General features: G+C 57.0%; 23 protein-coding genes and 2 pseudogenes. 12 read left to right on the top strand and 13 right to left on the bottom strand.

Features of this window, described 5'->3' with window-relative positions:
- Positions 1 to 3: 3 nt before the first annotated feature.
- From AABC73_RS22075 to AABC73_RS22065, 3 genes are all read left to right on the top strand, one after another.
- The gene (locus AABC73_RS22075; protein WP_341520959.1) at positions 4 to 468 is read left to right on the top strand and encodes a VOC family protein; all 465 of its coding nucleotides are present in this window, start codon (positions 4 to 6) and stop codon (positions 466 to 468) included.
- 311 nt (positions 469 to 779) lie between these two features.
- Positions 780 to 950: a LuxR C-terminal-related transcriptional regulator gene (locus AABC73_RS22070; protein WP_341520958.1), complete on the top strand. Its 171-nt coding sequence runs from the start codon at positions 780 to 782 to the stop codon at positions 948 to 950.
- Between the two features lie 131 nt (positions 951 to 1,081).
- Entirely contained in the window at positions 1,082 to 1,792 is a 711-nt protein-coding gene (locus tag AABC73_RS22065; RefSeq protein WP_341520957.1) for a hypothetical protein, read from the top strand.
- A 120-nt stretch (positions 1,793 to 1,912) separates the two neighbouring features.
- Here the strand turns inward: AABC73_RS22065 and AABC73_RS22060 are convergent, their stop codons facing one another.
- Positions 1,913 to 3,004, bottom strand: a complete 1,092-nt coding sequence (locus AABC73_RS22060; protein ID WP_341520956.1) for a diguanylate cyclase — start codon at positions 3,002 to 3,004, stop codon at positions 1,913 to 1,915.
- 165 nt (positions 3,005 to 3,169) lie between these two features.
- On the bottom strand, positions 3,170 to 4,366 hold the full coding sequence (locus AABC73_RS22055) for an MFS transporter (RefSeq protein WP_341520955.1): 1,197 nt from the start codon (positions 4,364 to 4,366) through the stop codon (positions 3,170 to 3,172).
- A 110-nt stretch (positions 4,367 to 4,476) separates the two neighbouring features.
- Here AABC73_RS22055 and AABC73_RS22050 point away from each other — a divergent pair, with 110 nt between their 5' ends.
- From AABC73_RS22050 to AABC73_RS22035, 4 genes are all read left to right on the top strand, one after another.
- Positions 4,477 to 5,385, top strand: coding sequence for a LysR family transcriptional regulator (locus AABC73_RS22050; RefSeq protein WP_341520954.1), 909 nt, complete (start codon positions 4,477 to 4,479; stop codon positions 5,383 to 5,385).
- A 96-nt stretch (positions 5,386 to 5,481) separates the two neighbouring features.
- On the top strand, positions 5,482 to 6,120 hold the full coding sequence (locus AABC73_RS22045) for a LysE family translocator (protein ID WP_331149388.1): 639 nt from the start codon (positions 5,482 to 5,484) through the stop codon (positions 6,118 to 6,120).
- Between the two features lie 105 nt (positions 6,121 to 6,225).
- Positions 6,226 to 6,819, top strand: a complete 594-nt coding sequence (locus AABC73_RS22040; RefSeq protein ID WP_341520953.1) for a nucleotidyltransferase domain-containing protein — start codon at positions 6,226 to 6,228, stop codon at positions 6,817 to 6,819.
- Between the two features lie 3 nt (positions 6,820 to 6,822).
- Positions 6,823 to 7,251, top strand: coding sequence for a HEPN domain-containing protein (locus AABC73_RS22035; RefSeq protein WP_341520952.1), 429 nt, complete (start codon positions 6,823 to 6,825; stop codon positions 7,249 to 7,251).
- Between the two features lie 173 nt (positions 7,252 to 7,424).
- Here the strand turns inward: AABC73_RS22035 and AABC73_RS22030 are convergent, their stop codons facing one another.
- A complete protein-coding gene (locus AABC73_RS22030) occupies positions 7,425 to 8,024 on the bottom strand; it encodes a polyribonucleotide nucleotidyltransferase (RefSeq protein ID WP_341520951.1) in 600 nt (199 codons plus the stop codon).
- Positions 8,025 to 8,255: 231 nt separating this feature from the next.
- Here AABC73_RS22030 and AABC73_RS22025 point away from each other — a divergent pair, with 231 nt between their 5' ends.
- Both AABC73_RS22025 and AABC73_RS22020 read left to right on the top strand, forming a co-directional pair.
- Positions 8,256 to 9,428 (top strand): hypothetical protein, encoded by a 1,173-nt coding sequence (locus AABC73_RS22025; protein ID WP_341520950.1) that lies wholly within the window; start codon positions 8,256 to 8,258, stop codon positions 9,426 to 9,428.
- Positions 9,428 to 9,811, top strand: coding sequence for a hypothetical protein (locus AABC73_RS22020; protein WP_341520949.1), 384 nt, complete (start codon positions 9,428 to 9,430; stop codon positions 9,809 to 9,811). Before AABC73_RS22025 ends, AABC73_RS22020 begins: the two co-directional genes overlap by 1 nt.
- 368 nt (positions 9,812 to 10,179) lie before the next feature.
- Here the strand turns inward: AABC73_RS22020 and AABC73_RS22015 are convergent, their stop codons facing one another.
- From AABC73_RS22015 to AABC73_RS21975, 9 genes and pseudogenes are all read right to left on the bottom strand, one after another.
- Positions 10,180 to 11,103 carry a restriction endonuclease gene (locus AABC73_RS22015; protein WP_341520948.1) on the bottom strand — a complete coding sequence of 308 codons (924 nt, stop codon included), beginning with the start codon at positions 11,101 to 11,103 and terminating at the stop codon, positions 10,180 to 10,182.
- Between the two features lie 241 nt (positions 11,104 to 11,344).
- Positions 11,345 to 11,870, bottom strand: a pseudogene (locus AABC73_RS22010) (Bro-N domain-containing protein).
- Positions 11,871 to 11,928: 58 nt separating this feature from the next.
- Positions 11,929 to 12,825, bottom strand: coding sequence for an HNH endonuclease (locus AABC73_RS22005; RefSeq protein WP_341520947.1), 897 nt, complete (start codon positions 12,823 to 12,825; stop codon positions 11,929 to 11,931).
- A gap of 235 nt (positions 12,826 to 13,060) precedes the next feature.
- Positions 13,061 to 13,384 (bottom strand): annotated as a pseudogene (locus AABC73_RS22000) (ribonucleotide-diphosphate reductase subunit beta); the annotation flags it as partial.
- A gap of 7 nt (positions 13,385 to 13,391) precedes the next feature.
- On the bottom strand, positions 13,392 to 13,853 hold the full coding sequence (gene aac(6') / locus AABC73_RS21995) for an aminoglycoside 6'-N-acetyltransferase (RefSeq protein ID WP_341520946.1): 462 nt from the start codon (positions 13,851 to 13,853) through the stop codon (positions 13,392 to 13,394).
- Between the two features lie 211 nt (positions 13,854 to 14,064).
- On the bottom strand, positions 14,065 to 15,312 hold the full coding sequence (locus AABC73_RS21990) for a ribonucleotide-diphosphate reductase subunit beta (RefSeq protein WP_065835089.1): 1,248 nt from the start codon (positions 15,310 to 15,312) through the stop codon (positions 14,065 to 14,067).
- A 612-nt stretch (positions 15,313 to 15,924) separates the two neighbouring features.
- A complete protein-coding gene (locus AABC73_RS21985) occupies positions 15,925 to 16,524 on the bottom strand; it encodes a putative adenosine monophosphate-protein transferase Fic (RefSeq protein WP_341520945.1) in 600 nt (199 codons plus the stop codon).
- Positions 16,524 to 16,694: a YhfG family protein gene (locus AABC73_RS21980; protein ID WP_139110554.1), complete on the bottom strand. Its 171-nt coding sequence runs from the start codon at positions 16,692 to 16,694 to the stop codon at positions 16,524 to 16,526. Before AABC73_RS21980 ends, AABC73_RS21985 begins: the two co-directional genes overlap by 1 nt.
- Positions 16,695 to 16,913: 219 nt before the next feature.
- Positions 16,914 to 19,826 carry a ribonucleoside-diphosphate reductase subunit alpha gene (locus tag AABC73_RS21975; RefSeq protein ID WP_341520944.1) on the bottom strand — a complete coding sequence of 971 codons (2,913 nt, stop codon included), beginning with the start codon at positions 19,824 to 19,826 and terminating at the stop codon, positions 16,914 to 16,916.
- A gap of 730 nt (positions 19,827 to 20,556) precedes the next feature.
- Between AABC73_RS21975 and AABC73_RS21970 the strand changes: the two genes are divergently transcribed.
- The 3 genes from AABC73_RS21970 to fhuF all read left to right on the top strand — a co-directional run bounded on the left by AABC73_RS21970 (position 20,557) and on the right by fhuF (position 23,800).
- Complete coding sequence (locus tag AABC73_RS21970; protein ID WP_341520943.1) at positions 20,557 to 21,282, top strand: response regulator transcription factor; 726 nt, start codon at positions 20,557 to 20,559, stop codon at positions 21,280 to 21,282.
- Positions 21,283 to 21,509: 227 nt separating this feature from the next.
- The gene (locus AABC73_RS21965) at positions 21,510 to 23,120 is read left to right on the top strand and encodes an ATP-binding protein (RefSeq protein WP_341520942.1); all 1,611 of its coding nucleotides are present in this window, start codon (positions 21,510 to 21,512) and stop codon (positions 23,118 to 23,120) included.
- Complete coding sequence (fhuF, locus tag AABC73_RS21960; protein WP_341520941.1) at positions 23,078 to 23,800, top strand: siderophore-iron reductase FhuF; 723 nt, start codon at positions 23,078 to 23,080, stop codon at positions 23,798 to 23,800. Before AABC73_RS21965 ends, fhuF begins: the two co-directional genes overlap by 43 nt.
- Positions 23,801 to 23,953: 153 nt before the next feature.
- Here the strand turns inward: fhuF and AABC73_RS21955 are convergent, their stop codons facing one another.
- Positions 23,954 to 24,679: a 4'-phosphopantetheinyl transferase superfamily protein gene (locus tag AABC73_RS21955; RefSeq protein WP_341520940.1), complete on the bottom strand. Its 726-nt coding sequence runs from the start codon at positions 24,677 to 24,679 to the stop codon at positions 23,954 to 23,956.
- Between the last annotated feature and the right edge of the window lie 153 nt (positions 24,680 to 24,832).

The raw sequence follows: 24,832 nt of genomic DNA, 5'->3' as shown, positions 1-24,832 counted from the left end.
AAAATGAGTGTTCAAACCATACCCGAGGGCTACCACAGCCTGACGGTTTATCTGGGCGTCAAGGAAGCCGCGCAAGCCATCGAGTTTTATAAAAAAGCGTTCGGCGCTACCGAGGACTTTCGCCTCGACACCCCCGACGGTCGCGTCGGCCATGCAGCGCTGCGCATTGGCAGTTCCATGTTGATGCTGTCCGAGCCCTGCGAGCAAGGCGCGCTGGGCAGCCCGGAGAAAACCGGCAAGCCGCCGTTCGGAATGCACCTGTATGTCGACGATGCCGATGCCGTCTACCAGCGCGCCGTCGATGCGGGTGCAGAATCACTGACGCCGGTAACCGACATGTTTTACGGCGACCGAACCGGCACCCTGAAAGATCCGTACGGGCACTGCTGGTTCATTGCGACTCACAAGCAGGATCTAACCCCAGACGAGATTCGCAAACGCGCGGAAGAGATGTTCAAACAGAATTGAAGTTTAATATCTGTCAGCCCGTTTCTATTCAAGATGCGGGCTGTTTCCTGTTTCTGACATGTAGTTAGTAGTGTCTTATGTAAGAAATTTCATCGCCGAATTTATTTATTACAGATGATTGTAATTATCATTTCGCGCGTTTAATCTCGCCGTCTATACGCCTGGTAGCCATTTTGTTCTGCGTAGTGTAAGTCGTGAGTTTAGATTTTCTGCGTTGGCTGTAGGAGTATTCGCTATGAAACGTTCTTTTTCGGATTGATCCTACCTTTCAGTCGTGGATTAAATTAATCGCAAAAGGGTACATCGCGGAGATGACGAGTAGAGAGAGGGACGTCTTGAATCTGCTATTGCGAGGATTTACCAACAAACAAATTGCCGGTCATTTCCAGATAAGTGCTTATACCGCGCGGGATCATGTTTCTTCGCTGTTGAAAAAGAATAATGTCCGCAGTCGGGGCGAACTCATGGCTTTGCACAGGTGAGCGGTCGTACGCAATAAGTTTGAAATTTTCGAGTGGCACAAGAGTTAAGGTACATCATAGATCCCGGTCCAGGGACGATAAGCGCTGCACAACACAATAACAAAAGTTCTGTATAGATTAGGGAGTGATTCATGAGCGTTTCGTTTATCAAGGAAGACGGTTCGTTACGGTGCCTGTCCGGACATTATTTGCATGAAGGCCGGGGAGATCTTCATGCATTCCATACACTGGCGGCCAGGCAGGCTGCGCTGTCAAAGGCTCAACTGAGCGATCAGCAGGCGCAACTGCTGGGGCCGCAGGGATTGCTGATGAACTTCAGCCGACAAATCGCGCGGTTTGGGAGACAGGCCCCTTTATTGGAGGACGTACTGGAACTTAACGATGGCGATAGCATAGAGTTGGCCGAGCAATCGATTCGTTTCGTACTTGGCCAGCATGAAAGGTGCGCCGCGTGCGCCAACCCGTTCAGCGGCAATACACGCGAGCTCCTGTGTTGTGTGGTTTTCGACGATGGCGCGCCTTATACCCTGGCCGAACGTTACGCCGCGTCCGAAGCCCTGCGTCAGCAAGACGCCCAGTTTTTTTTCAGACTTATCGCGACTACGTTGAATACCGTCGAGCGCCGCTTTGTATTCCAGGGGCTGCTTGAACATTTTGATCGCCTGCTGCCCATCGAACAGAGTATCTATCCGCCCGATTATCGTCAGGTGCAGCAGAAACACCTTGACCGGGAAGAAACCCTCTACGGCAAGCTCGCACTGGATAAACCGGTCAGCAAACTCCTTGAAGAACACTCGCCGGAATGGCTGTTGGAGAATATATCTACCGTTAATGAAGGATGATACTTGTTGGAGCGAGGCTTGCCCGCGAATAAGCCGGTATATTCAATTCATAACTTATTTTTAATTAATAACTAAGCCTTCGCGGGCAAGCCTCGCTCCAACAAAGTTTCCCTTTCGGGCTCAGGACGCGGAAGCTTCCATATCCAGTTCTGGCTCGTCATTGGCGGCTAACGCAGGTTCAGCGGCGCAGATTCGATTGCGGCCTGTGGTCTTGGCCACGTACAGCGCCTTGTCGGCTTCGTTGAGCCAGGCGGCGGCGTCGATCATATAGGGCTGATAAGTTGCGATGCCGATGCTCAGACTGATGTGCAGGTCGGGCAATATGCTGTCGCGGTAGTTGGAGACTTCGTGATTGAGCCGTTCCAGAATTTCCCGGGCCAGGGCTTCGCTGGTATTGGGCAGAATCACGCAGAACTCATCGCCACCATAACGGCCGGCCAGGTCGCATTCGCGCAGGTTGGCGACCAGTGCGGCGCTCATCTGCTTGAGGACTGCATCGCCAGTGATGTGGCCATGGGTATCGTTGATTGACTTGAAGTGGTCGATATCGATCAGCGCGACGGTGGTCTGGCGTGCCAGCGTCTGGCAATTGCCGAACTCGATCTGCAGCAGATCCTTCCACGAGCCGTGGTTGATCAAACCGGTCAGGCTGTCGGTACGGCTGAGTTTGCCTAGGATATGTTTGTGTTCGCTCAGTTTTACCGCGAGCCGGTAGCTGGAATGGCCTACAAAAAGCGGATAAATCACCAGCACCGGCAGGCAGGCGTAGATTTGCAGGGCGGTGCTTTCAGGTACGAACGAGGGGGAAACCAGCAGCATGGCGATTAGTGCGCCGAAGGCCTGGGCGACGCAGCCCAGCAGAAACAGGCGTTGACCGCCTGCCGCCATGTTGTGCATGCCCATCATCGCCAGGACGGTGACGGTAGGCAGCGGGCTGAAGCCCATGGCCGCAGCCCAGAAGCCGCCCGCGATGGAGTCGCAAAGAATGTTGCGATGTTCCGCGTAATACGGCTGCGAGGAGCGTTTTGCCAGCCTCAGCGCAATGTGGGGCCACAGAAAAACATTGCAGGCCATCAACACCCAGATCCAGGTCGGCGGGTTCAATGGGTAAAGCGTAGCCGCGACGCTGAAGCAACCGATGCTTACGCCGACAGTGCGTGACCAATAGATGCGCTTGGCAAACGACAATCCTTTGCCTTCGTAGTGCTTCATCACGTTCACCGGTGTAATGTTGACCGGCCTGAAACCTTGAACAAGACCGAAAGACCGGAGTTTGAGCCTCCGGCGGCCGTTATGGGAAGGGCCTTTTGCCATAATTAAAAAAACCGTCACAAAACATAGTGATTTGCGACGGTTAGAGGGGTTATTGCGACGTTCCTAATTGGATTTCATTCGCAGGGTCAGCACGGCGGTAATGACTGCGAGAACGGCAATCGCCGCTGCGACATAACCTACATCATGCAAACCGAGGTGTTCGATGGTCACGCCGCCGATGACCGAACCCAGACCGATCCCGGCATTGGCCGCTGAAACGTTGAGCGTACCGGCGAGTGCCTGAGCTTGCGGCGCAGCTTTCATGACGCGAATCTGGCAGATCGGGAACAGCGCAGTGTGGGCAACGCCCCAGACAAACAGCACCGCACACAACAGTGGCAACGAACCCGCCGCAGGAACGCTCGCGGTCATGCCCAGAGCCAGCAGCACGGCGAAAACGATGGTCGAACCCAGTGGGCTGCGATCAACGTAACGCCCGCCAAGGCCGTTACCAATCAGGCCGACCGCGCCAAAACCCATCAGCCACCAACCCACGTGGGCGGAAGGCACCAGCGCAATGCGTTCCAGAGTGTCGGCGAGGTAGGTATAAGCCGCGAACATCGCCGTGAACAGCAGGATCGACAGCACGAGATTGGCGATAAAACGCGGATCGCCGAGGATTTTTGCCTGTTTGGCCAGGCCGACTTTTGCGGTCGGTGCCAGCGATGGCATGGAGATCCACAGCAGCAACGCCATCAACATCGACAACACGGTCAGCGCCCAGAACGCGCCACGCCAGCCCACCGCATCGGCAAACAACGTTCCCAGCGGAATGCCGAACAGCATGGCAGCTGAAATACCCAGATAAACCTGGGCGACCGCCTTGCCTGCGCGCTCGGGCCCGGCCAGCAAACTGGCGGTCTCGCTGGCGGTGCCCCAGAACACCGGCAACGCCAGCGCCGGAATGAAACGGGCGAAAGCCAGCACCCAAATGTTACTGGAAACCGCCGCCAGGGCATTGGCCGCAGCGAAGATCAGCAAAATGATGACAAAGGTACGCTTGCGATCCAGGTGCGAGAGCATTGCAGTCAACGGCGGGCCAAACAGCATCACCGTAAAGGCAAACAGCGTCACCAGCAGCCCGGCGTCGGAGATGGAAATGCCCAGATCCCGTGCCATTGATGGCAGCAAACCGATGATCAGGAATTCCGTCGTAACGATCACAAAACCTGCCAGGGCCAGGATGGCAATGGACAATCCAGCGCCCGTGGATTTCTCGCCGCTGGCTGTGCCAGTGGCAGTGGTGTCAAAAGAAGGCATAAACAAGACCCGAAATTAAGAATGCCGCTAGGTTATTAGAGAAACGACTTCTTATCTTTGGTGGTTTTTCCGGGCACTATGGAATCTATTTCATCAATTGACGCTCAGCCATGATCTCTACCGACCGCCTCAAGGGTATCGTCACCTTCGTCGCCGTGGCCAACGCCGGCGGCTTCACCAGTGCCGCAGAGCGCCTGAACCTGACCAACTCAGCGGTCAGCAAAAGTGTGGCGCGTCTGGAGAGCCGCCTGGGCATGCGTCTGTTCGAGCGCACCACCCGCAGCCTGTCCCTGACCGAAGAGGGTTCGGCGTACTACGCCGTTTGCCGACGCATCCTCGATGAGCTTGAAGATGCCGAGACCGCACTGGCTGCGCAGCGCTCCGAGCCGGCCGGCCATCTGCGTGTGGATTTGCCCGCATCCTTTGGACGGTTGCAGGTCTTGCCGCTGATTCTGCAATTTGCCGAGCAACATCCGAAGCTGCGGCCGCACGTGTCCTTCACCGACCGTTTTGTAGATCTGCTGGAGGAGGGCGTCGACCTCGCGGTCAGGATCGGCGGCCCGTCGGCCTGGCCTTCAACCTTAGGCCATCGTTATTTGGGCACCGAGCGGGTGATTTTCTGTGCCGCCCCGAGTTATCTGCAACGGCATGGCGCGCCGCAAACCGTTGACGACCTGGCCGATCACGCGTGCATTCTGTATGGCAAGTCTTACGGCAGCACCAGCCCGTGGCTTATCGTCGATGCCGCCGGACAGATTCAAATGCGCATGATGGACGGCCGCATCATCGTCGGCGACGCTGAAGCCCAAGTCGCAGCCGTCGTGGCGGGCAGCGGGGTTGCACAACTGGCGACCTGGCTGATCACGGAACAATTGCAGCGCGGCGAACTGGTGGAAATCCTCCCGCACCTGGCCACCGAAGGCCTGGATCTGCACCTGGCGTGGCCGCGCAATCGCGAGTCGTTGCCCAAGGTGCACAAGCTGGTTGACTGGCTTTCGGCGGCGTTGCGGGTGGACTGACCCGTGAAATGAACATTGACCCGCGTGCAGCCTTAAGCTGCAATGCTGCTCGCCGGTTCTACACGCCAACAGGAAGTCGCCATGCCCGGACCCTTTATGCCAGAACTCTCAAGCCTCATCGCGTTTTCGCTCATTTGCCTGGGCATGGTCCTGACACCCGGGCCGAACATGATCTACCTGATTTCCCGATCGATCTCACAAGGGCGCAAGGCAGGCCTGATTTCCCTGAGTGGAGTGGGCGTGGGTTTCCTGTTTTACATGCTCTGCGCGGCGTTCGGCATCACCGGGCTGGTCATGGCCGTGCCTTACGCCTACGACACCCTGCGTTACGCCGGGGCAATGTACTTGCTGTACCTGGGCTGGCAAGCCGTCAAACCCGGCGGTCGCTCGCCGTTTCAGGTCAAGGACTTGCCCAAGGACAGCAATCGGCAACTGTTCCTCATGGGCCTGATGACCAACCTGCTGAACCCGAAAGTGGCGGTGCTCTATCTTTCGCTATTGCCGCAGTTCATCACTCTGGACAACGGTGCCAGCGTGTTGAGCCAGTCGCTGATCCTCGGCAGCTGCCAGATCGCCGTCAGCCTCAGCGTCAACGCCCTGATCGCCATGGGCGCAGGCTCTATCGCCGTATTTCTCACCCAGCGCCCGACTTGGGCCGTGGTCCAGAAATGGCTGATGGGTACGGTGATGTTCGGGTTGGCGGTGCGGATGTTGGTGGAAGGGCGGCGGGCTTGAATCCAGACTGACCCACACGTTTAGTGTCAAAAAACACTTTTAGTGGAATTCTGCTGCTTTTAGGGCTTCAATTGCTGCTTTTAAAGCAGCGATCGGGATGTCCGCATGTCTCTAGGGTCTTTTCTGTTCTCGGAGTACCGCCGCAAGGTGCTGTCCTTACTGCTCTTGAACCCTGCGGAGCAATACCACCAGCGAGAAATCGCGCGATTGACCGGAACCATCTCCGGCACCTTAAGTCGCGAATTGGCAAAGATGGCGGAAGCCGGAGTTCTACAAAAGGTTCGCGTGGGCAATCAGGTCCATTACCGAGCGAATCCTGATTGCTCGATATTCACTGAACTCGCGAGCATCCTGCGTAAAACCGATGGATGGCTGCAGACCCTGTCCGTAGCGCTGCAGCCACTTGCAGGCCGAATAAGCGCTGCATTTGTTTTTGGCTCCATGGCCAGCGGCAAGGCGGGTCCCGGCAGCGACATGGACCTGATGGTGATAGGTGACGTCAGTTTTAGCGAGTTGATTGCCGCACTTTACCCGCTACAAGAAACCCTCGGGAGAGAGATAAACCCCAGGCAGTATCCCGCCAGCGAATGGTTTCAAATGGTAAAAGATCAAGGTGGTTTCGTCCGTGATGTGCTCAGCAAGCCTAAGCTGTTCGTGGTTGGCTCCGAAGCGGAGCTCGGTGCAGTTCACAGGGAGTGAGGCATGACGCTTGAAAACCTCTTGGGCACAGCCCTCGAAAGTATCCAGAAAGATACAGATAACGTCCGTCGCCTGCTGGCAGCTGCGAAACGCAGTCTGGCAGATGCAAAGCTTGCGCAAATGAGCAGCGAAGGCCGATTTGACATGGCTTATAAAACCATTATGCAAGCGGCCAATGCGGCACTTCAGGCGAGTGGCTTTCGGACGTTGACCAGCAAGCCAGGTCATCACGTAACGATGATTCAAACGCTGCCCATCACCATTGGCCTGGATAGACAGTTCATGATCATGTTGGACGCTCTTCGGAAAGTTAGAAATCTCAGCGACTATTCCGGGGATCCGGTGAGCGAGGCAATGGCGAACGAAGCGGTAGCGCATGCCGAGAGGTTGCTCGCAGAAGTGGAGGCGGGGTTAAAACACCAGAACCTGTAGGAGCGAATTTATTCGCGAAGGATTTGTGCCGCGCTGAAGTTCTGAGGTGGGTTACGGACTCTCCTTAGGGGAAAATCCGGTGTCACGTTGGATCACATCCCATTCCCGCTTCTGCTAGGTCGAAAAAAAACGCTGCTTTTAAGGCTTCAGTTGCTGCCAAAAAAGCAGCAACCTTACTTCTTGTTATCAGTAATCGCCTTCAGCAATTCCCCATGAACCTTGGCGTCTTTCTGCAGAGAAATCACATTGACCATCGCCATGCGCTTGCCCGACGCAGCCGCTACGGTCGTGCTCAGCACCTTGCCACCCTCGACGCTGCCGGCAATATCCAGCTGCCGCACGCCCAGGCCACGGCGTACCATCTTCTTCTCGCCCAGTTCTTTGAAGTCCTTGTAACTGGCCTTCTGTTGCTCACGGGTGGCAGCGATGACGCCGTCCAGGGTCGGGCCGTCATTGCTCGACACCTTCTCGCCAGACTCCAGCGGCGTTTCGGTCACGATCACCACGCGTTTGGCGGCCTTGTTCATGTACAGCGAACCGGTCACCCCAGCCGCCTTGGCCTTGGCGTCGATCTCCGGCATCGGGCTTTTCACGTATTCCTTGGGCAACCGAAACACAAACTTGCCGCCCAACATCGAGACCTTCTGCCCCGTTGGCGCCTTCTGTGTCTTCTGCGCCGCATGATGCTTGGTCGCTGCATAAAGGCTGGCGCTGCTCAGACCGAGGGTAATGGCGGCGATGAACAGAACGGTTTTACAGCTGAAAAACCGCATTGGGTTTCCTCATGAAGAGCATTCGAATAGGCGTGACAGATGGCAGGCCAGCAAGTGCTGGCATCCTGCCTGAATGGGGGGAGGGATGTCGAATGGCTGCGTGTTTCCGCATCAATGAACTGACATATCGAGCTAGCAATCTTGTAGGAGATTTCTGTTTTATCACTCACACGATCTCCGTCGAATTGAGGCTTGTTAGGCTTCGGGCTTTGCCAAGCAAGGAGCCAGCTGATGAGTAGCAAGCCCCCAAGGTCGCCCCATAACGAAATCATCCAAAAGTATTACGCGATGAGGTCTGCGGAGCCTAAACCAAACATACTCACCAGTGATCCATCCGGTCCGCGAAGTTATCCCTTCGACCAGCAACCGCGACGTAAACTGATACGTCCAGACCCGGTGCCTGCTGCTGAACCGGGCTTTTATGTGGTGCCGCGCAGCATGTCGACGTACGACTTGTATCACGGCCTTTTCGATGACATGCCGTCATCGGCGTTGAGAAAATTCAGCACGCTTAACCCCAATTTGGAAAGCACTGTCAAGGCAGGCACCTTGATTGTGCTTAGTGATCCGGAGAACACTTCGTGCACCTATGCCGAATCGCAGCTGATGCTGGCCGCGCAAGAAGTCAAAGTCGCACTTGAACCATTGACCCCCGACGAGGCGGACTTTATGCACCGCCATGCCGCTGAGATCGCAAGCTTTACCGGCCAAACCTCGACCTGGCTCGGCGTGAGTGCGGCGGTACTGGAAAAACACTTGGACAAACTGCGCGATACCCTGAAAAACATCGAAAGCCTGCACCAGACCAGCTACCGCCAGCATGGCCACCTCAAGTCCGCCGAATTCTTCGCCGAGCGTAAACGCATGCTCACCCAGCTGGACGCGCACCTGCTTAACTCCACCCGCCTGCGCGGCCAAACGACTCTCGGCGACCATCCCAAACTGAAGACTGCTCTGGGCATTTCCAGCCGCAGTCTGGTCCATCACTGGGATCATGCGGGCGCTCCCAAACAAATCCCCGGTTACGCGACCCACGTCCAATCCATAAGCCGGGCCGCCAAATATATGAAGGCTGGAGGTTATATCGGCATTGGCATCGGCGGAGTGTCCGGGCTGCTGGCTATTCAGGAGGTCTGCAAGGCAGATGGCGGCGAGCCTTGCAGGAAGGTCAGGTACATGGAAGGGGGGAAGTTTGTAGGATCGGCGGGCCTTGGATACTTCGGCGGTGAATTTGCGTTTGCGGCCAGCCCAACTGTCTGTGCAGCACTAGGTGCCACAACCGGAATTGGGGGAGTGATTTGCGCTGCGGTTGTCGTAGGGGCTGGAGCGTGGGCAGGTACAACAGTAGGAGGTATGGGTGGTGAATCGGCAGGCGAATTTCTATATGAGAAGAATCAGCAATGATGAGTGGGTCGTTTTGGAAATCCTGGTGGTCATTGGCGTTTATGGTCGGACCGTTGTTACTGGTCATCGCCAGCTTCACGCTCAGCATTTACATAGGCAGCCGCCATTTAAATGAGATGGTTGACGCCTTGAAAAACAGTCGTCATGTCGTTAGTCATGCCGGGCTGCGCCACCAGGGCTGGTTTGGACGGCAGATGTTGGTGGCGAAGATAACCGGTGTATTATTTTTTTCTGGGCTACTGGTACGACGAGGAGAAGTGGATGCCGATGACCTCCATAACTTCCCTTTGCACCTCAGAAAATTTCTCAAAGCAAAGATGACACTGAGCTGTGTGATTGGAGTATGGGCTGCGATGGTTTTCGTGGCGCTGAAGTTAAAGTGACCCAAAACACCGCTTCAGTGACTTGCGGGGTCATGCGGGGTTGAAGCGTAAAACTCAATGTAGTCTTCTGCGCTGCTGATGCTCGGTTGCTGCGTAGAGGCTGGCGCTGCTCAGACCCTAGGTGATGGCGGCACGTCCAATCGACCGCTTGGCACCTTAATAGGCGCTTAAAACAGTAGATAAGGATGTGTCACCACTGGTGTCACCTTTGCTTGAATCGGGACAGGGCAACGGTCGAGGCAATTGTCTCACCAGGGGCGAGACAATTGTCTCGAATAAAAAATGACACCATTCCAGGACGCTTGACACTTCTAAACGTGTTTGTGTCAGCACTGCTGACACTTTCTCGTCCCTATACAGCAGTCCTGCTACTTAACCACCATCGGCGCAAATATCGCCCGAATCCCCCGACACTTCGGATACGCCGAACACCCCCAAAAATTACCCCCGGCATTCGCCCCGGTCCGGGCGACGCGCATGACCATCGCTTTGCGGCAATGTGGACAGGCCGGAGCTTCGGGCTCGACGGGTTCTTCCTTTAAAGGCGTAGCGATTTTGACTTCAGGCTCGACAACCGGCTCGACCCGAGGCTCAAGGTTGACCGGCTCTGTTATCGGTGCGGGTGCAACGCGCTTGGCATCGGCAATCCAGCGATTCAATAACTCGCCATCCACCAGCTTCAGATTGCGCCCCGAGGCAAATTCCTTTGCCGCTTTGGTAAATCGCCCACTGCTGATCACGAAACCGCCTACAGCACCTTCAGCCGCCATCGCGCCATACAGTTCACGAACCACCGGCACACCGACCTGCACTGAGCGCCACTGCTTGCACTGCACCAGGTACTTTTCGCCATCCTTGCGTGCCACCAGATCAATCCCGCCATCCGGCCCGGCGCCGCCCGCTTCCTGCACGCTGAAACCCTGACGCCGCAGTGCTTCGCCCACCAATAATTCGAATTCGCGCCAGCTGATGCTCAGCAGCGTATTGCCACCGGGCGTAGCGGCTGTATCCAGCAGCTCGCGGCGCTTACGCCGCCCCAACACCGAAACCAACGCGCCGCCGAGGAAGATCATCGGCAGCAGAAACTGGCCAACCAACGCCATGTTTTTAAAGACTGAATTGATCAGCATCGGGCTCAACTGGCGCGTACCGGCATACGTCGGCAGCGGCTCGATGGCGACCGAATGCAGATACAAGCCCGATGCAACGGCCAGAATGATGCCAAGCCACCAAGGCAATTTGCTGGCGGCCAAGAGCAGGGCGGGGAGGTTTGACGCGTTTTTGCGGGACATGTCCGTTGCCTTTTAGCGAGCAGAGCAGAAAGCTTCCTGTGCGAATCGGCAATGGTGCGCAATTGTCCCGCTTGAAGTAAAGGCCTAAAGCCATGCTGTGATTTAGAGGAACCTGCTTAGAGGTCGTAACGGACGGCAAACGCAGAGCCCGCTCGCGCCAACGGACTTCAATTAATCTGTGGGAGCGAGCTTGCTCGCGAAGAGGTCGGCACTTCCACGTCAACCCCGCCGCCGAACAGACTCAACCAAACCCAACCCCCCGCCAAACCGCCCGCCACCAAGGCAACGGCCCGTTTCCCCGCGCCGAATCCCCGCACAACTGCCCATGGGGCAACATCCTCGGCATATCCCGCAAGCGAATCCATGGCTCGCTCTGCCAATGCAGCAAACACACCGACAACTCCTGCCACTGCAACACACTCAGGCTCGGCGAACCGTCATTGCCCGGCGCCCGATCGTCACGCAAACAAGGCACCACTTCATTGGTAACCCAGCGCCGCAAATGCCGATTCTCCGCATGACAGTGATGCACCAGCATCTCGTAAATCCCCGACTCACTCACCATCAACTCCTCCTCAGGCCCGTAATGATTACTCAGCACCATCACCCGCCGCTGAGTCATCCAGCTTGCGAGTCGTGCGCTCATTCAACGGCCAACCCATCAAACGACTGAAATCCCGAGCACAGAACCAGACCTAGGATTCCAGGAGCAGCGTGCGTAGTTGGCGGTTGTGGCGCAGGAAGGTGGTGGGGCGGGCAAGGGGCAGGGTTGTAGGGGGATTCTGAAAATCAGATAGGCCGGACCTGCGTCCGGCGAACAGACGCTTAGAGTAATCGCAACGTATCAAGATGGGACTGCAAAGCTTTAGCGCTTGGCCGGTCAGCCAGAGCTGCGGGGAGGGACAGAGGCTTTTGTTCCAGCGAGCTGTATTCACTTTTCTTCAGTCCGTCAGCAAGTTCCACAAGGAAACTCTCGGGGCTGACCCATAAAAGACCTAGGTCAAAAAGGGTGTGAATGTCTGCGCGAAGCAATAAACCGTTGCTGACCACGTTTGTATCCGTACCCAGATAAGGGACGATATGCGCTGCTTCTAGTAAGGCCCCAATGGTGCAACCTGTCACCGCGCATTGGCCTGAGTACGCTTTGAGCAATTTCTTACGAAAAGAGCCTTGGCCTTGACGGCGAACGATGCTCGCGAGAGTGCGCTTGCGCGCATCGACGACATCATTGGGATCGAATTCCCCTTGTTGCTCTAGCTCTGCTTCGATGTCGGCGATTATCAGCGCAGGGCTGCGTTCCCGATGCAGTATGAATTTGGTTGGGGCTGAGCCTTGACTATCGTGGTAGCGAAAACGCCCTTCGAAGGTAAAGCCAGCGCCGGGATGCTCGTATTTTTTCTTGCGATAGAACAGCAGCAATTCCAGGCCGCGCTCGTCGTGTTCTTTAATAAGGAGGTCCGTGCCACCTTTTAGCTGGCCTTCAATGCGAAGCACATCGTCGATAAGAAGGTCTTCGTATTGTGTTCGGTCTGCGGTCTTGTGTTCTGTGACGAAAATCCACACAGAGTCAAACGCTGCTGGTTTGAAAATACCGTTATTGATGCTCGATGCGCTGATTTGGAAAAGGTTTCGTAGGTCATCGCGGGTGTAGACCTTGCCTGCTTCCAGTTGCTGCGATGCGAAAGCCCCTGTACGTACCTGTTGTGAGACTTTTTTGACCACTTGGTAATCCTTTTCCATTTCTTTGTAGGAAAAGGGATAGTGCAATAGGGGCCATCTTGTTACAAATCTAATTCAAGTCAAAACGCCAGTATTGTTTCGCAGCTAATGATTTAATTTTCGCTAGCTAATTATTGGTTAGTTCAGGAGCCGAGCGGCAAGCGTCTAAGCAAAAAAAGCCAGAAGCATCACTTCTGGCTTTCTCATTCATCAAATCAGCGCCTCACAGCTCCAACCATCAATCCCAGCTAAGCGCGCCGCCGGTTTGATACTCAATAACCCGAGTCTCAAAGAAGTTCTTCTCTTTCTTCAAGTCCTTGATTTCGCTCATCCATGGGAACGGGTTGGTCGTACCTGGGTACTCTTCTTTCAAACCGATCGGGCTCAGACGACGGTTCGCGATGAATTTGAGGTAGTCCTCCATCATTGCGGCGTTCATGCCCAGTACGCCGCGCGGCATGGTGTCGCGGGCGTATTCGATTTCCAGTTGGGTGCCTTGCAGAATCATCTGGCTGGCTTCTTCCTTCATCTCGGCGTCCCACAGGTGTGGGTTTTCGATTTTGGTCTATCTAGTTGTCACCTCTCCCGGTCAGACGCAACCGCTTCAAAAAATAAACAACCCGCTCAGTCTCCTCGAACCCCAAAGCCTCATGCATCGAATGGCTCACCTGATTCTCCACTAACGCATCGGAAGCCAACTCTGTGCATCCCATTTCTACAGCCCACTGTTCAATGCCTGCTACGAGTTTGCGCGCAATACCTTGGCCTCGGCTGGCAGGCTGGACGTATAAGCCTTCGAGAAAGGCCACGGGCGAGGAGTGGGTGCCGTTGACGTAGTCGGCTCGGATTGAGGCTTCGGCAAAGCCTGGAACGTTGTCATTTTCGTCCGTGAAGACGAGGACAAGGTAGCGTTCTGGTTCGCTGAGGATGGTCTGTTTGTCGTGATCACTATCAGCGGCGGAGTCGGGCCACAGGGCTGTGCGTAGGGGTAGCCAGCCGTTGTAGTCAAGTAAAGTGCAGCGCTTGATCATCGAGGAAGTCTCGAGGGATTAACGGACCAAGATCATAAGGCAACCTTAGTCAGACCTGATAGGTTGCTTTTGGGCTGTAGATCGCATCGCGACCAAGTTCGCTCTGACAGGGGGGCTGAGGATCAGGTTATTTTTCGCGGTCATAAAAAAGCCAGAAGCATCACGCTTCTGGCTTTTTGGTTACCGCATCAGGGCTGAGCAGCGCTGATTGTCAATCCCAGCTCAAAGCCCCACCCGTCTGATACTCAATAACCCTAGTCTCAAAGAAGTTCTTCTCTTTCTTCAAGTCCATGATTTCGCTCATCCATGGAAATGGGTTAGTCGTACCCGGATATTCTTCTTTCAAACCGATCTGGCTCAGACGACGGTTCGCGATGAATTTGAGGTAGTCCTCCATCATTGCGGCGTTCATGCCCAGTACGCCGCGAGGCATGGTGTCGCGGGCGTATTCGATTTCCAGTTGGGTGCCTTGCAGAATCATCTGGCTGGCTTCTTCCTTCATCTCGGCGTCCCACAGGTGTGGGTTTTCGATTTTGATCTGGTTGATCACGTCGATGCCGAAGTTCAGGTGCATGGATTCGTCGCGCAGGATGTATTGGAACTGCTCGGCGACGCCGGTCATTTTGTTGCGGCGGCCCATGGAGAGGATTTGGGTGAAGCCGCAATAGAAGAAGATGCCTTCCAGAACGCAGTAGTAGGCGATCAGGTTGCGCAGCAGTTCTTTGTCGGTGTCGACGGTGCCGGTTTCGAACTTCGGATCGGAGATCGAACGGGTGTATTTCAGGCCCCAGGCGGCTTTTTTCGCGACCGATGGGATCTCGTGGTACATGTTGAAGATCTCGCCTTCATCCATGGCCAGCGATTCGATGCAGTACTGGTAAGCGTGGGTGTGGATCGCTTCTTCGAAGGCCTGGCGCAGGATGTACTGGCGGCACTCCGGGTTGGTGATCAGGCGGTACACGGCCAGCACGAGGTTGTTGGCAACCAGGGAGTCGGCGGTGGAGAAGAAGCCCAGGTTGCGCATGACGATGCGGCGCTCGTCGTCGGTCAGGCCTTCCGGGTCTTTCCAGACGGCGATGTCGGCGGTCATGTTGACTTCTTGCGGCATCCAGTGGTTTGCGCAACCGTCCAGATACTTCTGCCAGGCCCAGTCGTACTTGAAGGGCACGAGCTGGTTAAGGTCGGCACGGCAGTTGATCATCATTTTTTCGTCAACGGCAACGCGAGCGCTGGCGCCTTCGAGTTCGGCCAGGCCTTCAGCGACGTCCAGTGCGTCCAGCGCTTTTTTCGCGCGGATCAGGGCAGGGGAGTCTTTGTCGGTGATGTTGCGTGCTTCGGTCGCCGCAGCGCCACCGGCGCTGTCGAGGCGGTCCATGTTGGCTTCGTTGGCGTGACCGGCGTTGGTCGCTTTGGCGACTACTTCGCCGTCTTCTTTATCGAATTCGTCCCAGCTCAGCATGGTGGAAGCTCCTGAATTTGAAAGGATGTAGTGCCTGCGTCGTGTTGATGACGCTGGCAACGGAATTTTCGAGTGTGCACTCGGGTCTCGTGATTCGCCGGCTTATTAAGCAGGCGTTCGCTCACTGGATTTGCTGCCGCGGCGGCGGTGCCTCACAGGCGAGCAAAACGGGTAGAGGATGCTTTCAGGTAAGACGATATTGCTGTGGCAATTGGTCATTTGAGTACCCTGGAGCGAGCGCGGGATTATACAGATTTTGCCCGGCACTTGTTCATCCGTGACTGAGTTTTGGTAGGCGACTTTCGCTTTTTCTTTTGCGTTTGCGCATTCATTCCCAATTACAGGGAAATGAGCGAAAAACGAAGCGGAATCCCTTATGTGGTGTTTTTTTACATTTCGAAACGCAGCATATAGTGTGAGTCATTCGACGGCAATCGCTGTTGCGTACGTTTTCGGATAAGAATTCCTGGCTTGATCAAGGTCAATATTCCGAGGGGCCGGGGATAAAGGGCTTCGCAGGGGATGGGAGGTTTTTGCGCAAGGATTCAGTCGAGGATTCCGCCTTCAAAAACGACGGACGGTTTTCGCCGTATTTCAGATCGATGATGAAAGTTAACTACTGATTGGTTGTCCAACACACCGCTCAAACACACCCGTCAGCGCTTTGTAATCGCAAACCACCGCATCAATATTGGCTTGGAGCCACACCTGCGCATCCACTGCCCACCAGCTGATTTCGTATCCCGCATTGACGATGATGTGTTCGAACAGGATACGTTGTGCTCGGCCGTTGCCTTCTCTGAAAGGATGTACAACATTCAGGTCACCAAACAACTCTGCGCTTGCAGCGACCAGGGCTGAGCGATCAAGCCCTTGGAACCAGTTAGCCTGGGCAAGATGAGTGAATAGCTTTTTGGCTTCGGGTTCGATGCGGCTGGTTGTGCAGAAGTGGGTTGAGTCTTTGGATATGTCGACAGTGCGCAGCTCTCCGGCCCATTCGTAGAGATCAGCAAACAATCTGCGATGCACGGATTGCAGGTAAGAAAGGTCGTAGGGAGGTGGTGCAAATTCGATGGCATCCGCAGCGACCTCAGAAAGGGCACGCTCGGCTTCTGACAACGTTTGATCATCAGTCAGATCAAGAAGATTTCGCAGGACCGATGTGCCGGGATAGCAATAAGGATCCTGACCGACACCGTACTTGTCGAGCATCAGCTCTGCTTGTTGCGATAGGTTTTCAGCAGTTCTTCACGGGACGCGAGTGTGCGTTCAGCGTCGAGTGGTGTTGTATCAAAGCCTTCCAGGCGCAGGCTTGCTGCGTAGTTTGATCTGCGTGTTTTAGCGCAATAGGCTTTTTTTGCGGCGAGGGAGGGGGTGGGCATAGTGGCGACCTCCAGGTTCGAAAGAGGCTCAGTGTAGCGGAAAGGGTGGTGGGGCGGTAATAGGCCGGGAGGGTTTGATGCTCCCGGTTTTTGCGTATACCAACAGTTATAGCGTGCGGACCCTATTCGCGGGCAAGCCTCGCTCCAACGGGGCGGGGTTGGCCTTATTCGCGAGCAAGCTCGCTCCCACGGGAGAGTGGGAGCGGGCTGGGCTTTGCCTTACTGGCAAGCCTCGCAATCCGGCTCGTCGATGGCGCAGGCTTTCGGCACTGGCGCTGGACCGGCCGGGGCGGCTTCGGTTGGGTGCGGGGCGGTGATCGCCGTGTCGTCCGGGCCCAGGCCGCCGCTCGATACTGCGTTGAGCTTGCCGGTGTTGACGGTGGATTTCTCGGTGCTGGTCGCGGCCAGGGCACGGAGGTAGTAAGTGGTTTTCAGACCACGGTACCAGGCCATGCGGTAGGTCACGTCCAGCTTCTTGCCCGATGCGCCGGCGATGTACAGGTTCAGCGACTGAGCCTGGTCGATCCACTTCTGACGACGGCTTGCCGCGTCGACGATCCACTTGGTGTCCACTTCGAAGGCGGTCGCGTAAAGCTCTTTGAGCTCCTGCGGGATGCGTTCGATTTGCTGTACGGAACCGTCGTAGTACTTCAGGTCGTTGATCATGACCGAGTCCCACAGGTCGCGGGCTTTGAGGTCGCGGACCAGGTACGGGTTGATCACGGTGAACTCGCCGGAGAGGTTCGACTTCACGTACAGGTTCTGGTAGGTCGGTTCGATCGACTGCGATACGCCGGTGATGTTGGCGATGGTCGCGGTGGGTGCGATGGCCATGATGTTGGAGTTACGAATACCTTTCTGCACACGGGCACGTACCGGCGCCCAGTCCAGGGTTTCGTTCAGGTCAACGTCGATGTACTTCTGGCCACGCTGTTCAATCAGGATCTGTTGCGAATCCAGCGGCAGGATGCCTTTGGACCACAGCGAACCCTGGAACGTCTCGTAAGCGCCGCGCTCGTCGGCCAGGTCGCAGGAAGCCTGGATCGCGTAGTAGCTGACGGCTTCCATGGAACGGTCGGCGAATTCCACAGCGGCATCGGAGCCGTAAGGAATGTGTTGCAGGTACAAAGCGTCCTGGAAGCCCATGATGCCCAGGCCAACCGGACGGTGGCGCAGGTTGGAGTTCTTGGCTTGCGGCACCGAGTAGTAGTTGATGTCGATCACGTTATCGAGCATGCGCACGGCAACGTCGATGGTGCGCTTGAGCTTGTCGGTGTCCAGCTTGCCGTCGACGATGTGGTTCGGCAGGTTGATCGAGCCCAGGTTGCAGACCGCGATTTCGTCCTTGTTGGTGTTCAGGGTGATCTCGGTGCACAGGTTCGAACTGTGGACCACGCCCACGTGCTGCTGGGGGCTGCGCAGGTTGCACGGGTCTTTGAAGGTCAACCATGGGTGGCCGGTTTCGAACAGCATCGAGAGCATCTTGCGCCACAGATCCTTGGCCTGGATGGTCTTGAACAGTTTCACTTTGCCCGGGTATTCGGTCAGCGCTTCGTAGTACTCGTAACGCTCCTGGAACGCCTTGCCGGTCAGGTCGTGCAGATCCGGCACTTCCGATGGCGAGAACAGGGTCCACGGGCCGTCATCGAAGACGCGCTTCATGAACAGGTCAGGGATCCAGTTGGCAGTGTTCATGTCGTGGGTACGACGACGATCATCACCGGTGTTCTTGCGCAGCTCGATGAACTCTTCGATGTCCATGTGCCAGGTTTCCAGGTACGCACAGACAGCGCCTTTGCGCTTGCCGCCCTGGTTGACTGCGACTGCGGTGTCGTTGACGACTTTCAGGAACGGCACGACGCCCTGGGATTTGCCGTTGGTGCCCTTGATGTAAGAGCCCAGCGCGCGAACCGGCGTCCAGTCATTGCCCAGGCCGCCTGCGAATTTGGACAACATGGCGTTGTCGTGGATCGCGTGATAGATGCCCGACAGGTCATCCGGCACGGTGGTCAGGTAGCAGCTGGACAGCTGTGGACGCAGAGTACCGGCGTTGAACAGGGTCGGCGTCGAGGACATGTAGTCGAAGGATGACAACAGGTTGTAGAACTCGATGGCGCGATCTTCCCTGGCGTTCTCTTCGATTGCCAGGCCCATGGCCACACGCATGAAGAAGATCTGCGGCAGTTCGAAACGCACGCCATCCTTGTGGATGAAGTAACGGTCGTACAGGGTTTGCAGGCCCAGGTACGTGAACTGCTGATCGCGCTCGTGGTTGATCGCCTTGCCCAGTTTCTCAAGGTCGAAGCTGGCCAGGATCGGGTTGAGCAGTTCGTATTGAATGCCTTTGGCGATGTACGAAGGCAAGGCCTTGGCGTACAGGTCGACCATTTCGTGGTGAGTGGCGCTTTCGGCGACTTCCAGGAAACTCAGGCCTTCGGCACGCAGGGTGTCCATCAGCAGGCGGGCGGTGACGAACGAGTAGTTCGGCTCACGCTCGACCAGGGTGCGCGCGGTCATTACCAGTGCGGTGTTGACGTCTTTGAGCGCCACGCCGTCGTACAGGTTCTTCAGGGTTTCGCTCTGGATCAGGTTCGCATCGACTTCTTCCAGCCCTTCGCAGGCTTCAGTGACGATGGTGTTCAGGCGACCCATGTCCAGCGGCGCAACGCTGCCGTCGGCGCGGGTGATGCGGATCGACGGGTGCGCCTGGACCGGTGCTTCGCTGGTGCGGACGGCGCGTTCCTTGGCGCGGGAATCACGGTAGATCACGTAGTCGCGGGCGACTTTCTGCTCGCCGGCGCGCATCAGGGCCAGTTCGACCTGATCCTGGATTTCTTCGATGTGGATGGTGCCGCCCGAAGGCATGCGACGCTTGAAGGTGGCGCTGACTTGTTCGGTCAGGCGCGCAACGGTGTCGTGGATACGCGAAGACGCAGCGGCGGTACCGCCCTCAACTGCGAGAAACGCTTTGGTGATGGCGACGGTGATTTTGTCATCCGTGTACGGGACGACGGTGCCGTTACGCTTGATCACGCGCAGCTGGCCGGGAGCGGTCGCGGACAGGTCCTGTTGCGATTGGCCTGACTGCGGCGCCGGGTTCGGCGAGTTCTCGCGAGTTGTGTCTGTTTGCATGGGTGTCTCCACGTTCTTTAAGTTTGTTTGGGTACTGGTCCGTACCCACCGTTCCGTCTTGAAGGCATTCAGTCGACAAAGGTCGGCTGTAACGACTTCAAAATGGATAAAGGACGGCGGATCGCGCCGTCCCGGCTTTGAAGTCAAAAAAGGTAACGAATCATTGCTCGTTACCTCTGGGAAATCTCTGGAAGCGTGCTCGTTTTATATTGCAACAAATGTACTGATCTGCCGTAGTTAACGGGACGTGCAGCTCAGGCTCTGGCGGGAGAAGCTTTGGCCACCAATCGGGCCTTTGGTTCACCCCACAAACCATGAGAAAAATGCTTGAAATTCCCGTTCTACTTGTGTTGGGTTTTTATCGCAAAACCCTATATGTAGGGTTTTTTTTCGCGTCGGGCTACAAGATAATGCGTTTTGGACATCAATTGCAACGCATGATCTGTGGATAAAGCTGTGTGTAAATCCTGTATGAAATGCCCAAACTGCGTGTAGGCCGCAGAACTACTGGACCTGACCGTTTGTCATGCTTGTTAACGATTTTTGACAGCTGCCGAGGGTTTTTTGCGGGCGCGAACACTATCACAAAAAATGCATCTCGCAAGGCCGATCTGGCATGTGGTGTGCTTGGTGCGGACGGTTGCTACACTCGCTGGCAATTGCGCTCCGGTTTGGCCCATTTCGGTTGGCAAACGCTCATTAATAAGAACAACAGCTCAAGAGGCCCCCTGTGGAGCGAGAAGCCTGGCACGTATTGATTGTCGAGGATGACCGGCGTCTGGCCGAGCTGACCCGCGATTACCTTGAGAACAACGGTTTGCGGGTCAGCATCGAAGGCGACGGCGCCCTGGCGGCTGGGCGGATCCTTGCGGAACAGCCTGATCTGGTGATTCTGGACCTGATGCTGCCCGGCGAAGACGGCCTGAGTATCTGTCGCAAGGTGCGCGACCGCTTTGACGGGCCGATCCTGATGCTCACGGCGCGTACCGACGATTCCGATCAAATCCAGGGGCTGGACACCGGCGCGGATGATTTTGTCTGCAAGCCGGTGCATCCGCGGGTGTTGCTGGCGCGGATTCATGCGCTGTTGCGTCGCAGCGAACCGCCGCAGCCTCCGGCGGGCGAGTTGCGGCGGTTGGTGTTTGGTCCGCTGGTGGTCGACAACGCGTTGCGCGAAGCCTGGTTGCAGGGCAACAGCATCGACCTGACCAGCGCCGAGTTCGATCTGCTTTGGTTGTTGGTGGCCAATGCCGGGCGGATTCTGTCCCGGGAAGAAATCTTCACCGCGCTGCGTGGTTTTGGTTACGACGGCCAGGACCGCTCGATAGACGTACGCATCTCGCGCATTCGCCCCAGAATCGGCGACGATCCAGACCATCCACGCCTGATCAAGACCGTGCGCAGTAAAGGCTATCTATTCGTGCCGGAAGCGGCGCAGGCGATGCCGCTTTCATGATGGGCAATGCGTCGTTGGAGGCTTGCCCGTGAAGAGGTCGGGACAGGCTCCAACGCTCTCGCCGACTGCCCCGACGTCCTCCCGGATGAATCCGGTCCTACAGGATCGCGCCGATATCGAAATCGTAGGAGCGAATTCATTCGCGAGGAGGCCCGACCAGTGAATGCATCGTCGCCTGACACACCGCTTTCGCGAACACGTTCGCTCTCACAGAAAATCAAACGCCTATGAACTCAATCTTCCTGCGCATCTACGGCGGCATGCTTGGCGTGCTGGTTCTGGTCGCGCTGCTGGGCGTGTTGAGCCTGCACCTGCTCAATCAGGTCCGCACCGAGCAATACCGGGATCAACTGGCCCACGGCACGTTTGCGTTGATGGCCGACAATCTGCAACGGATGGATGCTATCGAACGCCATCGTGCCCTCGCGGTGTGGGAGCGGTTGCTGGGTATTCCGCTGAGCCTGCAAACCCCTGAGCAGGCGCAGCTGAGCGGCGGCACGCGCAATCGCCTGCAACGCGGGCAAGTGGAGGTGGAACAGACTGGCCCGCACGCCGCCAAGGTTTACCGGCAGATCAGCAACAGCGAACCGTTGCTGCTGACCGGCGAAGTGCAGCAGATCACCGAGCAGCTGGCGCGGGCGACGATTTTCTTATTGATCGATGAACTGGTGCGTTTCCCGGTCGCCGAGCAGCCGGCCCGCCTTGAAGCCCTGCGCCTGAGTAAGGGCTTTGGTTTTGATCTGCAACTGATCCCGCTGGACAAAGCTGATGTGGATGATGATCAGCGTCGCCGGGTTTACGAGGGCGATACAGTCATGGCGCTGGGCAAGGGCGGCGATTCGATCCGGGTGTTTGCCGGTATCGTCGACACGCCTTGGGTGCTGGAAATCGGTCCGCTGTATCAGATGAGCCCGTATCCGCCCGAGTTGTTGGTGGTGATCGCTTTTCTTGGGCTGTGTCTGATCGGTCTGGTGGTGTATTTGCTGGTGCGTCGCCTTGAGCGGCGTCTGTTGGAACTGGAAGCCGCCGCGACGTTGATCGCCCAGGGCAGCCTGGAAACCCGAGTGCCGGACTCCGGTGCGGATTCGGTCGGCCGACTGGCCGTGGCGTTCAATGGCATGGCCGAGCACTTGCAACGCTCGCTGACTATTCAGCGCGAACTGGTGCGCGCGGTGTCCCATGAACTGCGCACGCCGGTGGCGCGCCTGCGCTTCGGGCTGGAAATGATCAGCGACGCCACGACTCCTGAAACCCGGCATAAATACATGGTCGGCATGGACAGCGATATCCAGGACCTCGACAAGCTGGTGGATGAAATGCTGACTTATGCGCGACTGGAACAGGGCGCGCCGACCCTGAATTTCCAGAGCATTGATTTGCAGCGTTTGCTTGATCAGGTGATCGCCGAGCTGGCGCCACTGCGCGCCGATGTGCGCGTGTCGCGCGGCGTCTGTGCCGGGCTTGCCGAGGGTGAGACCGCCTGGGTTGAGGCTGAGCCGCGCTACCTGCATCGCGCGCTGCAGAATCTGGTGAGCAACGCGATGCGTCATGCCGAGTCCGAGGTGCGAATCAGCTTCGAACTGTCGCCGGATCGTTGCCGCATCGATATCGAAGACGACGGGCCTGGCATTCCTGAAAGCGCCTGGGGCCGTATTTTCACGCCCTTCATGCGCCTCGACGACAGCCGCACCCGCGCCTCCGGCGGCCATGGTTTGGGGCTGTCGATCGTGCGGCGCATCATCCATTGGCATGGCGGCCGGGCGTCGATCGGCCGCAGTTCCAGCCTGGGCGGCGCATGTTTCAGTCTGGCCTGGCCGCGCACGCAGGAGCCGCAATGAAGTTTACAGGTGTGCTGCAACCCTTCGGACGCACGCTGCTGGCCGCCGACACTGCACAGCCGTTGCATGGCATGCCGGAACTGCTCAGGCCCGAGGTGCTGGATGCGCTGCTCTTGAAGGTCTACGGCGCGGAATTGATGGCCAGCCATTTGCCGGTGCTGGTGTCCCAGTGGTCCAAGTATTACTTCATGCAACTGATCCCGCCGGTTGTGGCCGCTCGCTTGCTGGGCGACTGGCAATGGCCGCTGGCCCTTGAACAGGTGAGCCTGGCGCTGGATGAGCGCGGCTTGCCCGCAGGTATCTGGCTCGGTGCGGGCCGGGCTTGCCAACTTGAAAATCCTGAGCCTTTTGCCGAATTGCTTGATGATAATTTGCAGCCGTTCATTGCGGCATTAGCGGCGTACGGCGGCGTGGCGAGCCGCGTTCTGTGGGGCAACGCCGGGGATTATCTGGAAACTTGCCTTCACCAGTTGCGCCCATTGGCCGACAAATCACTGGATGACGGCTATGCGCTGCTCGATCTCAAACAGCGACCGGATGGACGACCTAACCCGTTGTTCAAGGCCGTGAGTGATGTTGGCAATCCGCCACGCCGGCAGCGTCGCAGCTGTTGCCTGAGTTATCAGGTGGAGTGGGTGGGGCGGTGTGAGCATTGCCCGCTTTTGGCGAGCAGTAAGTAGATCAAGACCGGCAGAGGGGACTTGTCTCCGATTGCAATGGGTCAGGCAACGAGATTGTCGGGGATTTGACGACGCCTTCGGGGACAAGTCCCCTCCTACCTGTTCATTGTCTGCTGCGCGACAACGCGGTGTCAGGGATCGGTGAAATCCTTATCAGGCCGCAATACTCACCAGACTCAACACATGCGCGTCCTGCACGCTGAATTGCCCCTCCAGCTCCTTGCCGTTGTGCCATTCGCTGGACAGGTCAGTCAGCAGGCGCAGGCGGGCGTGGCCGTCGTCGGACCATTCCAGCAGTTGCGCGTGTTCGAAATAGAAACGCTTCTGCACGATGGGATACAGCGCCTTGAACAGCGCTTCCTTGATGGAAAACGTCAGGGTGACTCGTAACGCAATCCGCTCGGCGGGGCCAGCGACCATTTGCGCCAATTCCTCAGGCGTGAGGATTTCCCCGGCCAGTCGCGTGGCGCGCTCCGGGCTGAGCATGTTTTCCGTATCCAGCCCCAGTCCGCGCCATTGCTGCTTGTGGGCCACGATGGCCGCTGCCCAGCCGGTGCTGTGGGTGATCGACCCGCAGATATCATTCGGCCAGATAGGCGCGCGGTCTTCACCGATGTCGGGCGCCAATTGCCGCCCGTCCAGTCGCCGCATGGCTTCCATGGCGCATAACCGTCCAGCGAGAAACTCGGTCTGCCGCTTGGCGACCGAGCGCTGAATGCTGGCGGGTTGGGAGATCAGGCAGCGCTGGAAATCGCCTTCCACCAGTTGCGCAGGATTGAAACGACCGCTCACCAACACCGCGCCATCCAGGATTTCAGGCAATGGCCAATGATGAGTCAGCGCGGGGCAGCAAGCGGGCAGTGTCGTGGTTTGAGTCATGGGCGGCATTTTGCCGGGGGAATGGGAAATGGGGAAGGGTGGTCGCCTTCGGCCAGGTTTTTGGAAGAGAAGCTAATTTCCGTTGGAGCGTGGCTTGCCCGCGAAGAGGCCTGGGAATCCTGACCTTGCCCCTGGAAATGGTCTTCGCGAGCA

This window comes from Pseudomonas sp. G.S.17 (assembly GCF_038096165.1).
Classification (GTDB): Bacteria; Pseudomonadota; Gammaproteobacteria; order Pseudomonadales; family Pseudomonadaceae; genus Aquipseudomonas.
Note: the sequence above shows the minus strand (reverse complement) of the source record. Positions and strands in the feature narration are given on the sequence as shown.